The sequence below is a fragment of the Nocardia halotolerans genome (genome assembly GCF_042650145.1).
In the GTDB taxonomy this organism is placed as follows: domain Bacteria; phylum Actinomycetota; class Actinomycetes; order Mycobacteriales; family Mycobacteriaceae; genus Nocardia; species Nocardia halotolerans.
In genome coordinates, this window is the sequence record NZ_JBHSDL010000002.1 from 59,247 (window position 1) to 71,496 (window position 12,250).

General features: G+C 70.6%; 9 protein-coding genes. 6 read left to right on the top strand and 3 right to left on the bottom strand.

What is annotated here, in order from left to right; translation table 11 throughout:
* Positions 1 to 4: 4 nt before the first annotated feature.
* From meaB to ACFO5K_RS01305, 3 genes are read right to left on the bottom strand one after another with little or no spacing between them, the layout of a single operon-like run.
* Complete coding sequence (meaB, locus tag ACFO5K_RS01295) at positions 5 to 1,096, bottom strand: methylmalonyl Co-A mutase-associated GTPase MeaB (RefSeq protein ID WP_378555243.1); 1,092 nt, start codon at positions 1,094 to 1,096, stop codon at positions 5 to 7.
* A gap of 4 nt (positions 1,097 to 1,100) precedes the next feature.
* Positions 1,101 to 3,365 (bottom strand): methylmalonyl-CoA mutase, encoded by a 2,265-nt coding sequence (gene scpA / locus ACFO5K_RS01300; protein WP_378555244.1) that lies wholly within the window; start codon positions 3,363 to 3,365, stop codon positions 1,101 to 1,103.
* Positions 3,365 to 5,236: a methylmalonyl-CoA mutase family protein gene (locus ACFO5K_RS01305; RefSeq protein ID WP_378555245.1), complete on the bottom strand. Its 1,872-nt coding sequence runs from the start codon at positions 5,234 to 5,236 to the stop codon at positions 3,365 to 3,367. Before ACFO5K_RS01305 ends, scpA begins: the two co-directional genes overlap by 1 nt.
* Positions 5,237 to 5,407: 171 nt before the next feature.
* Between ACFO5K_RS01305 and ACFO5K_RS01310 the strand changes: the two genes are divergently transcribed.
* From ACFO5K_RS01310 to ACFO5K_RS01335, 6 genes are all read left to right on the top strand, one after another.
* Complete coding sequence (locus tag ACFO5K_RS01310) at positions 5,408 to 6,088, top strand: TVP38/TMEM64 family protein (protein ID WP_378555246.1); 681 nt, start codon at positions 5,408 to 5,410, stop codon at positions 6,086 to 6,088.
* Positions 6,089 to 6,346: 258 nt separating this feature from the next.
* The gene (locus tag ACFO5K_RS01315; protein ID WP_378555247.1) at positions 6,347 to 7,771 is read left to right on the top strand and encodes a condensation domain-containing protein; all 1,425 of its coding nucleotides are present in this window, start codon (positions 6,347 to 6,349) and stop codon (positions 7,769 to 7,771) included.
* A gap of 2 nt (positions 7,772 to 7,773) precedes the next feature.
* Positions 7,774 to 9,030, top strand: a complete 1,257-nt coding sequence (locus tag ACFO5K_RS01320) for a glycosyltransferase (protein ID WP_378555248.1) — start codon at positions 7,774 to 7,776, stop codon at positions 9,028 to 9,030.
* Entirely contained in the window at positions 9,027 to 9,989 is a 963-nt protein-coding gene (locus ACFO5K_RS01325) for an ATP-binding cassette domain-containing protein (protein ID WP_378555249.1), read from the top strand. Before ACFO5K_RS01320 ends, ACFO5K_RS01325 begins: the two co-directional genes overlap by 4 nt.
* A gap of 29 nt (positions 9,990 to 10,018) precedes the next feature.
* A complete protein-coding gene (locus ACFO5K_RS01330) occupies positions 10,019 to 10,837 on the top strand; it encodes an ABC transporter permease (RefSeq protein ID WP_378555250.1) in 819 nt (272 codons plus the stop codon).
* Between the two features lie 26 nt (positions 10,838 to 10,863).
* Entirely contained in the window at positions 10,864 to 12,249 is a 1,386-nt protein-coding gene (locus ACFO5K_RS01335; protein WP_378555251.1) for a hypothetical protein, read from the top strand.
* The last annotated feature ends 1 nt before the right edge of the window (position 12,250 follow it).

The following is a 12,250-nucleotide window of genomic DNA, read 5'->3' on the forward strand; positions in this document are numbered from 1 at the left end:
GCGGTCAGGCGTCGAAGGCGTCGAGGATCTGTTCGGCCGCGAGGGCGGGGGTCAGGGTTCCGGCACGGACGGCCGACTCCACCTCGGTGCGAACATCTTTCACCCGGGGATTGTCGGCGAGGCGGCGCAGGATCTGATCGTGGACCATGGTCCAGGTCCAGTCGACCTGCTGGCGGCGGCGCTTCTCGGCGAACTCCCCCGCCTCGGTGAGCACGCGACGATGCGCGAGGACGGTGTCCCAGAACTTGTCGAGGCCCACGCCCTCCAGACCGCTCATGGTGAGCACGGGCGGCTTCCACAACGCGTCGTGCGGGTGGATCAGGCGCAGGGCGCCCTGGAGTTCGCGGGCCGCGCTCTTGGCTTCCATCTGATGCTTGCCGTCGGCCTTGTTGACCGCCACCAGTTCGGCCAGCTCGAGCACGCCCTTCTTGATGCCCTGCAACTGATCCCCGGTACGCGCCAGGGTGAGGAAGCAGAACACGTCGACCATGTTGGCGACGGTCACCTCGGACTGGCCGACGCCGACGGTCTCCACCAGGATCACGTCGTAGCCGGCCGCTTCGAGCAGCACGATGGTCTCGCGGGTGGCCTTGGCGACGCCACCGAGGGTGCCCGCGGTGGGTGAGGGGCGGATGAACGCGTCGGCTTCCAGCGACAGCCGAGCCATCCGGGTCTTGTCGCCCAGGATCGAACCACCGGTGCGGGTGGAGGACGGATCGACGGCCAGCACCGCCACCCGATGCCCCTGGCCCAGCAGATGCATGCCCAGCGCGTCGATGAACGTCGACTTGCCGACGCCCGGCACCCCGGTGATGCCGACCCGGTTCGATACCACCGCGCTCGGCTCCGCGCTCACCCGCAGCAGCAACTGCTGTGCCAGCTCCCGGTGATCGGAGCGGGTCGACTCCACCAGCGTGATGGCCCGGGCCAGCGCCGCACGCTGCCCGGCCCGCACGCCGGTCGCCAGTTCGTCGACGTCGATGGTCCGGCGCGCCGACACCACAGCCCCGCCCCCGTTACGGGGGGCGCCCACGCCCGCGGTGGTGCCGAGCCGAGGATGCGCGCTGCCCTGATCGTCCTGCGTGGCCTCGTTCATGCTGTCATTCCGCGGTGCCGCCACCGATCTCGTGGCCGAGCGAGGCGCCGAGCTTGCGCAGCAGGTCGAGTGCCGCGTCGGCGATCACGGTGCCGGGCGGGAAGATCGCCGCCGCGCCCGCCTCGTACAGCTCGTCGAAGTCACCGGGTGGGATCACCCCGCCGACGATGACCATGATGTCGGGGCGACCGGCATCGGCCAGCGCCTGCCGCAGCGCGGGCACCAGAGTGAGATGGCCGGCGGCGAGCGAGGACACACCGACGATGTGCACGTCGTTGTCGGCGGCCTGGCGGGCCACCTCCTCGGGCGTCTGGAACAGCGGGCCCACATCGACATCCATGCCGAGGTCGGCGAAGGCGGTGGCGATCACCTTCTGGCCGCGGTCGTGGCCGTCCTGACCCATTTTCGCGACCAGGATGCGGGGGCGACGGCCCTCTGCTTCGGCGAATTCCTCGACGAGCGCGATGGCGGCGCCGATATTGGATGCCTTGCCTGCTTCGTCACGGTACACACCGGACAGGGTACGGATTTCGGCCTGATGGCGGCCGTAGACCTTCTCCAGCGCGTCGGAGATCTCCCCGACGGTGGCCTTGGCGCGGGCCGCGTCGATGGCCAGGGCGAGCAGGTTGTTCGCCATCCCGCCTTCGGACGACGCCGCGGCACGGGTCAGTTCGGCCAGCGCCTGCTCGACGGCGGCCGAGTCCCGGTCCGCGCGCAGGTGTTGCAGTTTCTCGATCTGCTCGGCGCGCACCCGCGAGTTCTCGACCTTGAGGACCTCGACCTCGTGGTCGGATTCGACCTGGTACTTGTTGACGCCGATCACGGGCTGCTGCCCGGTGTCGATGCGCGCCTGGGTGCGGGCGGCGGCCTCTTCGATGCGCAGCTTCGGAATGCCTTCCGAAATCGCCTGCGCCATACCGCCGTGCGCCTCCACCTCGGCGATGTGGGCACGGGCCCGCTCGGCCAGCTGATGGGTGAGCCACTCGACGTAGTACGAGCCGCCCCACGGGTCGATCGGGCGGGTGGTGTTGGACTCCTGCTGGATCAGCAACTGGGTGTTGCGCGCGATGCGGGCGGAGAAGTCCGTCGGCAGCGCCAGCGCCTCGTCGAGGGCGTTGGTGTGCAGCGACTGGGTGTGCCCCTGGGTCGCGGCCATCGCTTCGATGCAGGTGCGCGCCACGTTGTTGTAGGCGTCCTGGGCGGTGAGCGACCAACCCGAGGTCTGCGAATGAGTGCGCAGCGACAGCGATTTCGCGCTCTGGGGCTCGAACTTCGAGACCAGTTCGCTCCACAGCAGGCGCCCGGCGCGCAGCTTGGCGACCTCCATGAAGAAGTTCATGCCGATGGCCCAGAAGAACGACAGCCGCGGCGCGAACTTGTCGACATCCATGCCCGCCGCGATACCGGCGCGGATGTACTCCACCCCGTCGGCGAGGGTGTAGGCGAGCTCGAGATCGGCGGTGGCACCGGCCTCTTGGATGTGGTAGCCGGAGATCGAGATCGAGTTGAACTTCGGCATCTTCGCGCTGGTGAAGGCGAAGATGTCGGAGATGATCCGCATCGAGGGCTTGGGTGGGTAGATGTAGGTGTTGCGGACCATGAACTCTTTCAGAATGTCGTTCTGAATGGTTCCGGCCAGCTGCTCGGGCGCCACACCCTGTTCTTCGGCGGCCACCACGTAGAGCGCCAGGATCGGCAGCACCGCGCCGTTCATGGTCATCGACACCGACACCTGATCCAGTGGGATCTGGTCGAAGAGCTGGCGCATGTCCAGGATGGAGTCGATCGCGACACCGGCCATGCCCACGTCACCTTGGACGCGGGGATGGTCGGAGTCGTAGCCACGGTGGGTGGCGAGGTCGAAGGCGACCGAAAGACCCTTCTGGCCGGCCTGCAGGTTGCGGCGGTAGAAGGCGTTGGAATCCGCGGCGGTGGAGAAACCCGCGTACTGACGGATGGTCCACGGCTGGTTCACGTACATGGTCGGGTAGGGACCACGCAGGAACGGGGCGACGCCGGGCACGGAGTCGAGCGGGTAGCCCTGCGCGACGACAGCGTCGCGGTCGGCTTTGGTGAACACCGGTGGCACGTCGATGCCTTCGGGGGTCGCCCAGGTGAGCTGGTCGGCGGTGGTGTGGTTGGCCGCGGCGGCCTCGGCCACGAACTGCTCCACCTGTGCCGGGTCCACCTCGGCCGCTGCCGGGGCGCCCTCGGCCAGGGGTACGTCGGCGAAACTACCGATCCGGTGCTCGATATCGGACGTCGTCATCAGGCTCCCACCTTCTCCAGCAGCTGCGACAGGACCGCGACCGCGTCGATACGCAGGGTCAGGTACCCGTCGGGACGCTGTGTACCGCTGTACTGCTCCACCGATTTCTCCGGCCCGGCCAGCAGCACGGTGTCGATTCCCGCGCCGCGCAGTGCCTCGACCGCGGCACCCGCCTGTTCGGCGTAGCGCTTGTCGGCACCGCACAGGACCGCGATGCGCGCCCCCGAGTCGGCCGCCGCGGCGGCGATGGCGTCGACGGCCAGCGGGCCGGGGTTCACCGATTCGATGCCGCCGGAGGCCAGCACGTTCGCGGTGAAGATCGTGCGCGCGTTGTGTTCGGCGACCGGGCCCAGCGCCACGATCAGCGCCTTGGGCCGGGCACCCTGCGCCGCGAGGTAGGCATCGGAGCGGTTGCGCAACGCCTCGAACGCGGAACCGTAGCGCGCGGGCGACACCTCGGCGCGGGCCTGCTCCGACAGCGGTGCCTCGGCCAGGTTCGGGAACTCGTTCACACCGGTGACCGCGGTCTTGCGGTGCGCGATGTCGGCGGCGCGGGCGGCGGCCGTCTCGGCGATGCGAGCCGCGAGCAGACCCGAGTCCAGGGCGGCGGGGTAGCCGCCCGCCGACTCGATCTCCTGCATGAATTCCCATGCCTTGGCGGCGAGTTCGTCGGTGAGCGACTCGACGTACCAGGAACCGGCCGCCGGGTCCTGCACGTGCCCCAGGCGCGATTCCTCGAGCAGCAGCAGCTGGATGTTGCGGGCCATGCGATCGGAGAACGACTGTGAGACACCGAGTTCGCCGGCGGGCAGCGCGGAGTCGAACGGCGCCACGGTCACCGAATCGGCGCCGCCCACACCGGCACCGAACGCGGCCAGGGTGGTGCGCAGCAGGTTCACCCACGGGTCGCGCTGGGTCATCATCGCGGCCGAAGTCACCGCGTGCTGCGGGGCGGCGCCGAAGCCGGGCGCGCCGCACACCTGGGCCACCCGGGCCCACAGGCGCCGCGCGGCGCGGAACTTCACGATGGTGGCGAACTGGTCGTCAGTGGCGGCGTACCGGAATTCGAGCTGACCGAACGCGTCGGCGATATCCACGCCCGCGGTGGTCAGGGCGCGCAGGTAAGCCAGGCCGGCCGCGATCGACGCGCCGAGTTCCTGGGCATCGGCGGCGCCGGCGTCGTGGAACGCTGTGCCGTCCACCGTGATCGCGCGCACCGACTCCGGGCGGGCGATCGCGCGGCGCGCCAGCTCGACGGCCTGCTCGATACCGATATCGTCGGCGCCGGCGAAGGCGCTGGTCAGCGGGGCGGCACCGAGGCCGACACGGATCGCGGCGCGGTCGTCGAGCGGGTAACCGTCGAGCACCTCGAAGACCTGCTCGGCGCCTGCGGCCACCTCGGCGCCCGCGACCAGGGTCAGCGGGGCGAGCTCGAACAGGACGCCCGACAGCGCCGTCGCGATCTGAGTGACGGGCACGCCGTGCGCGCCGATCCCGAGCGAGAGGGCACTGCCGCCGTTCTCCAGACCGGTGAGGATGGCGCGGTTGGTGCTCGCGGCATCGGCGGAGCCGACGAAGGCGCCGACGAACCAGCCGCGCTGCGGATCGCGGGTGGCATCGCCGCCGCGCACGTAGGGGAAGGCGCCGGGCAGCGGCTGCTCGGGCAGCTCGTCGCGGCGGGTGTAGAGCGGGGCGATGGTCAGCCCGTCGTAGGTGTTCTCGTCGAGCAGATGCTCGGGCTCGGCGGGCAGTTCGGCGGCATCGACGCGCCGCACTTTGGCCAGCACGCCTGCCACTCCCTTGCGCCAGGCGGCGTACTCGGGCACCGGATCCGGTGCGAGTCCCGCCCCGGACTCTGAACCAATCGGCATAGCTGCTGTTCTCTCTTCCAGTCGACGACGCACCCCGGTGTACTGCCGATCCGTGACTTCCCACAAGGGGAGCCACGGCGAACCAGGATGTGTCCGGTTCCCCGCTGATGCTATCTGTGACAGGGTGTCCGCTCTCCGGGGCTATCCCCTACCGGCCGGTACGCTCTGCGGGTGTCTCGACTGATCCGTTCCCCGCGCCTGCTCATCGCCGTGGCCGGGCTCGCCGCGCTGTTCGTGGTGGCGATGTCGATTCCGTTGCCCGGTCCGGAGCAGATCCGCGACTGGGCGGGCGGCGCGGGCCCGCTGTTGCCCGTGCTGTTCTTCCTCTTCTATGCGGTGGTGGCGTTGGCGCCGGTTCCGCGCACTGTGCTCACCGTGACCAGCGGTGTGCTCTTCGGTCCGCTCCTCGGTTCGCTCATCGCGCTCGGCGCCTCGTCGGTGAGTGCCACCCTCGCCCTGCTCGGGGTGCGCGCACTGGGTCGCGAGCGGGTCGCGCGGCACCTGACCCACCCGGCGGTGCGGGCGGTGGACGCGCGACTGGCCCGGCGCGGATGGCTCGCGGTCGCGGCGCTGCGGATGATCCCGCTCGCGCCGTTCTCGATCGTCAACTACTGCTGCGGTCTGTCCTCGGTGCGGGTGCTGCCCTATTCGATCGCGACGGTGGCCGGGTCGGCGCCGGGCACCATCGCGACGGTGGTGCTGGCCGGTTCGCTCGCCGGCGACACGCACCCGGTCGCGGTGGTGGTGTCGGTGATCTGCCTGTCGTTCGGGCTGGTGGGGCTGCTCGTGGACGCCTGGTTGCCGGTACGCGCCGAGCCGGCCGGCGCCGAGCCGGCGATGACTTCGCGCTGACTGAACAGAATGCCCCTTACTTCAGGGGCAGGCGGTCCGGACTGTGATTCGTCACATCGTAAATAGTGATCTTCTTCACATCTCCGAGTTGTGACTAACCAATATTTCAAAAAAGTATCCGGTTATAGACTCCCAGGTAGCCCAGGGTTCGCCGGCTACATCCGAAGCGGGATCCAGAGCAACGCCCCCGGTGACGCGTCCGCGATCACCGCCTCCCCTTCGCGCCGTTCTCGGCACAGTTCTCATGAGGTGACCCGCATGGAATACACGCACCTGTCCGAATTTCTGATCCGCCGCGGCGAGCTGACGATCTGGACGCCCGAACTCACCCGCTCCGACGCCTGGCGCGACGACGAACGTCCGCTGGCCAGCGTCCACGAGCAGTACCTCGGTTTCCTCGAACCCGACGATCCCCGGCCCGGTCGCGGTCGCTGGATCGGCACCATCTTCGAGATGGACGCCCCGCTCGACGCACAGGCCTGGGCCACCACGCTACGGCTGTGGCACGACCGCCACGAGGGTTTCCGCACCACCGCGGTGCCCACCGGTGACGGCGGCTACCACCGCGTGACCACCGCACCCGGCACCGTGCAGGTCACCGGCGCGCCCGTGCCCGGCCTCGTCGACGGCGATCAGATCAACGAATATCTCTGCGAGGTCCTGGAATCGCGGCTCTCGGCGCTGGTGTGGCCGCATCTGCTCCTCGCCACGGTGACCCACGAGACCGACGACTTCACCGTGCTGGTCGGCGCCGATCACTCGGTGCTCGACGCCTACTCCCAGGCTGTGCTCATCCTCGAACTGCGCACCCTCTACACCGCTGTGCGCACCGGCGGGGAGATTCGCGACTCGGCGACCTTCGGCAGCCCCGCCGACTATGCCGTGCGCGAGCGGGCCGCGGCCGAGGAGCTCACCCCCGACTCCCCCGCCGTCGCCGTGTGGCGCGAGTTCCTCGGGACGCCCGGCTCACCGATGCCCCGCTTCGCCGCCGATCGGGTCGCCGAACTCGACGGCGAGCACGCCCAGCCCAGCGTTTCGCGCACCCTGCTCACCATCGAAGAACTCGAGGAGGTCGAGCAGGTGCTGAACCGGATCAGGCACCGGCTCTCGGTGACCGTCTTCGCGGCTCTGGCCGTCGCCTCGCGGGCGGTGTTCGGCGAGGACCGGTTCCGCACGGTGATGCCGATCGCGACCCGCCCCGACCTGACCTGGCTCGAATCGATGGGCTGGTTCGTCAATGTCGTACCGGTCGACATCACCCTGCCCGCCGGCGCCGATATGGCGGCCGCGCTGGAGGTGACGCGGTCCTCGCTCAAACGGGCCCACACCTGCAACGATGCTTCTTGGGGCCGGTCGCTGGCGATGGTCGGCGCGGTGGAGGGCCCCACCTTCGGCGCGTCCTTCCTCGACATCCGGATGCTGCCGGACTACGAGCTGGTCGCCGACCTGCGCGGACGCACCCTGCGCGCGGTGTCCTACTCCACCGAGGAGGTCTACTTCTGGGTGGTGCGCGGCCCCGACGGCCTTTATGTCTCCACCCGCTACCCGGCGGGTCTGCCCGCGGAGGTGATGGATCGATTCCTCACCGAGTTCGCCAGGGCGATGTACGCGGTGACCACGATCGCGGCGCCGGTGGCCGCCGCACGGCCCGTCGACGCGCCGGCGGCGCTGAGCGCGGGCTGAGTATGCGAGCGCTGCTGGCCTTCACCGGAAGCAGAGGCGATGCCCAACCCGGCATCCTGCTGGCCCGCGAGCTCTCGGCTCGCGGGCACGCGGTGACGCTGGCACTCTCGCCCAATCTGGTCGAATTCGCCACGGCCCACGGCATGTGCGCGGTCGGCTTCGGGCGTGACAGCGCCGAGCTGCTGCGCACCCAGCACGCCGACCGCCGCTTCCGCAGTGCCGACCCGCGCCAACGGGTGCGCGCGGTGCTCGATCTGCAGCGGCGCGGGGTGGCCGAGGCGACACGCGATCTGCTGGCGCTGGCACCCGGCCACGACGTGCTGGTGACCGGGATGGCCGGTGAGGAGGCCGCCGAGCGGACCGCCCGCAACGCCGGTCTGCCGTTGGCCGCCGTGCACTTCTTCCCGATCCATCCGAACCGGTCGGTGCCGGTGGTCTCCGCGGCCTGGGGCGCCCGAGTTCCCGGAGCGCTCAATCGGCGGATCTGGTCGAGTCTGCGGTGGGCCCGCGACGCCGCGCTGGCCCAGCCCCTCGCCGAATTCGGCGGCGCGCAGCGTCGGCTGCCGGGCCGGGTGTCCATCCAGGCCTACGACGTCGAGCTGTTTCCCGGGCTCGCCGCCGAACTGCCGGACCGTCACCCCGTCACCGGGTTCACCGTCGACGCCGACGGTTTCCTCGGCGGCCCGGTCGATCCCGCGCTGGCCGCGTGGCTCGACGCGGGCGCCGCACCGATCTACGTCGGCTTCGGTTCGATGGCCGTCGACGACCCGGCGGCGCTGGTGCGGATGCTGGGCGCGGTCTGCGCGCGGCGTGGGCGCCGGTTGCTGCTCGCCGCGGGCTGGGCCGGTATCGAACCGCTGCTCTCGGCCCAGGCGGCCATCGTCGATCAGGTCGACCACGCCTCGGTGTTCCCCCGCTGCCTGGCCGCGGTGCACCACGGTGGGGCAGGCACCACCGCGGCCGCCTTGCGCGCCGGTGTGCCGCAGGTGATCTGCTCGGTCCAGGCCGATCAGCCGTACTGGGGTCGCGCGCTGGCGCGACGCGGTCTGGCCGCGACCACGCGCGCCGCGGACGTGGATGCCGACCGGCTCACCGCGCTGCTGGACCGCGTGGCCGAGCCGGACGTGGTGTCCCGGGCCGCCGCCTACGCCGCGAGTTTCGCCGCCGACGGGGTCGCGCGCGCGGCCGACGAAGTGGAAGCCATCGCGCCTCTGACCATCCCGATATCCGAGTTCGATCACGCCGGGAGGCCGCAGTGAGCACCGAGATCGCCGTCCGCACCAGCGGACTGGGCAAATCCTATGGCGACTTCACCGCCGTGGGCGGTGTCGACCTGAGCATCCCGGCCGGTTCGGTCTTCGCGATGCTGGGCCCCAACGGGGCGGGCAAGACGACGACCGTGCGCATGCTGGCGACCCTGTTGCGCCCGGATCGCGGCAGCGCCGAGGTGTTCGGCTACGACGTGGTCCGCGCGGCCACCGCGGTCCGTTCGATGATCGGGCTCACCGGCCAGTACGCCTCGGTCGACGAGACCCTCAGCGCCGCGGAGAATCTGAAGCTGTTCGGCCGGCTGCTCGGCTTGTCGCGCCGCGCCGCCGCCCACCGGGCCGACGAACTGCTCGCGGAGTTCGAGCTCACGGCCGTGGCGCGGCGCAGCGTCAGCGCGTTCTCCGGCGGCATGCGCCGCCGCCTCGACCTGGCCGCCACGCTGATCACCGTGCCACCGCTGATCTTCCTCGACGAGCCGACCACCGGCCTGGACCCGCACACCCGCGACCGCATGTGGGGCATCGTGCGCGGCCTGGTCGAACGCGGCGCCACGGTGCTGCTCACCACCCAGTACCTCGAGGAAGCCGACGCGCTCGCCGACCGGATCGCGGTCATCGACCGGGGCACCCTGGTCGCCGAAGGCACCCCGGCCGAGCTCAAATCCTCGATCGGCGAACAGGTTCTGCGCCTCGACATCCCCGACACCGCCGACCTGCGGCGCGCCGAAGCGCTCATCCAGGACCTCACCGGCACGGTGCCGGAGGGCTCGTCGAGCGGCACCCTCACGATCACCCTGGGCGAGGTCGCGCTCGGCGCCGACATCGTCGCCGCCTGCCGCACCGCCGGGATCACCCTGCGCGGTTTCGCGGTGGACCGTCCCGATCTCAACGAAGTGTTCCTGTCGTTGACCGGCCACGCGCGCACCACCGACAGTGCCGACGCGGCATGAGTGCCCTTCGTGAAAGTTCGAGCCCTGCCATGACTCTCACCGTCGACCACACCGCCACCCGCGTCGTGCGCGCACCCCGCGTCACCCGGGTCGGTCCCCTCGCCGCCCTACGCCATTCGCTGATGATGGCCTGGCGCGGCCTGCTCACCTTCCGCCACAGTCCGCAGTTGCTCTACGACGCCATCGCGCTGCCCATCGTCGGACCGATCCTGTTCGGCTCCATCTTCGGCACCGCCATCGCCGGCAGTACGCAGGCGTATCTGCCGCTGATGATTCCCGGCGTGCTCGTCCAGATCGTGCTCACCTCGTCGGTGGCCACCGGGGTGCAACTGTCCGAGGACATCCGCACCGGCGTGTTCGACCGGTTCGTCGCCATGCCGATCGCGCGTTCCGCACCGGTTGCGGGGGCATTGCTGGCGGGGGCGGTGCGGTATCTCATCGCCGCGACCACCCTGGTGATCGTCGGCTTCGCCATGGGCTACCGCCCCGAGCACACCGCCGGATTCCTCGCCGGTGCGGTGCTGGTGGTCTTCGCCACCACCGCCATCAGCTGGTTGTTCGCCTTCATCGGCGCCACCATCGCGCGCCCCGCCGCCGTACAGGGCATGTCCATGCTGGTGCTCACCTTCTTGGGCTTCGCCTCGAACGCGCTGGTGCCCGAAGCGGCCATGCCCACCTGGATGCGGCACGTCTCCGACGTCAACCCGGTGTCGTATCTGGTGTCGGCGGTGCGCACGCTGGCTGCGGACGGCACCGTCGGCACCGATGCCTGGTGGTCGCTGGTGGCCTCGGTGGTGGTCGTCGCCGTTTTCGCGCCGCTGACCGTGCGCACCCTGCGTTCCCGCTGACGAGCAGTCCCGATCAGGAGTACCCGATGACCGTCACCTCCCCCGCCGCCACGGTGGCCGCCCCCCACACCGGTCTGAACCGGATCACCGCCGATGACGACCTGTTCTTCAAGCTGCACAGCCTCTACCCGAACGCGCTGGTCAACCAGCTGGCCTACCGGTTCGACACCGCCCTGGACCCGGACCTGCTGGCCCGCTGGCACGCGCACTTGGCTACCGGATTCATCGCGCGGCGGGTGCGCACCACCCGCTTCCCGATCGCCCGCGCGCACTGGGAGCCCGCCACCGAATCGCTGCCGCTGCGCTGGTCGGACACACCGGTGCCCGACGACGCGGTGCTGGACTGGTATCTGGACCGGGCGGCGGTGGAGTTCGATCCGGCCCGCGGTCTGGTGTGGGAGCTCTCCGGCGCGCACACCGAGTCCGGCGCCACCGTGGTCACCCTCGTCGCCTCCCATGTGGCCTGTGACGGTGGCGGCATGATGCACGCGATCGTGGACTCCCTCGACCGGCTCAATCGCGGCGAGGAACCCGATCGCGGCGCGAGCGCGGGCCGGCTGGTCGGACCGGTGGCCGGTCGGCGCCGGTCGGCCGCCGATCTGGCCGACGCGTGTGGGCAGTTGCGTGCGGTCGTGCGCGGGGTGCGGGCGGCTCGGCGCGCTCGCGGGGTGAGCGAACCGGCCCGCAACCCGCGTCCGGCCGAGCCGCTGCTGCCGCACGCACCGACCTGGCAAGCCGCCGATGCCATCGTGCAGGTAGACCTCGCCGAATGGGAGTCCGTCGCCGCGGCGCACGGTGGCACCTCGAACGGTCTGCTGGTCGGGGTGGCCGTCGGGCTGCTCGGGCGCAGCGGGCGCATCTCCGACGGCGCCGACGTGCGGGTCGACATCCCGCACTCGATGCGCGGGGCCGACGACCCGCGCGCCAACGCCACCACCGGCCTGCCGATCTCGGTCACCTACCGCCGTGGCGAGCGCACCGACCTGCCCGCCGTGCGCGCCGCGCTGAAAGCCGCGGGACGCGCATACGGCGATCCGGCGACGATTCCACCGATCCAGCATCTGCAGCCGGTGCAGATGTTGCTGCCGAAGGTGGTGCTGCACAAGTTCGCGCGCACCGCCAAGGCACCGGAGTGCCTGTGCACCAACATGGGCCGCACCGCGCAGCAGATCGCCGTGCTGGGCGGGCACCGAGCCCGCGACGTGATCATGCGCCCGGTGGTCAACCCTGGTCCGGTCGAGTTGTTCCGCCGGGTCGAGGTCGGTGTGAATCTCGCCTTCTCCTGTGACGACGACACCGCGACCCTGGTGGTCACCGGCGCCGACCCCGACCGCTTCCCCACTCGCGAAACGCTGCGACAGTTGCTGGCCGCAGAGTTCGCAGACTGGGGACTGTCGCCGCGATTCTGGTGAG

Excerpts from the sequence above, each read along its gene's own strand:
- meaB (WP_378555243.1), bottom strand. The coding sequence starts at position 1,096 with ATGAACGAGGCCACGCAGGACGATCAGGGCAGCGCGCATCCTCGGCTC.
- scpA (WP_378555244.1), bottom strand. The coding sequence starts at position 3,365 with ATGACGACGTCCGATATCGAGCACCGGATCGGTAGTTTCGCCGACGTA.
- ACFO5K_RS01305 (WP_378555245.1), bottom strand. The coding sequence starts at position 5,236 with ATGCCGATTGGTTCAGAGTCCGGGGCGGGACTCGCACCGGATCCGGTG.
- ACFO5K_RS01315 (WP_378555247.1), top strand. The coding sequence starts at position 6,347 with ATGGAATACACGCACCTGTCCGAATTTCTGATCCGCCGCGGCGAGCTG.
- ACFO5K_RS01320 (WP_378555248.1), top strand. The coding sequence starts at position 7,774 with ATGCGAGCGCTGCTGGCCTTCACCGGAAGCAGAGGCGATGCCCAACCC.
- ACFO5K_RS01330 (WP_378555250.1), top strand. The coding sequence starts at position 10,019 with ATGACTCTCACCGTCGACCACACCGCCACCCGCGTCGTGCGCGCACCC.
- ACFO5K_RS01335 (WP_378555251.1), top strand. The coding sequence starts at position 10,864 with ATGACCGTCACCTCCCCCGCCGCCACGGTGGCCGCCCCCCACACCGGT.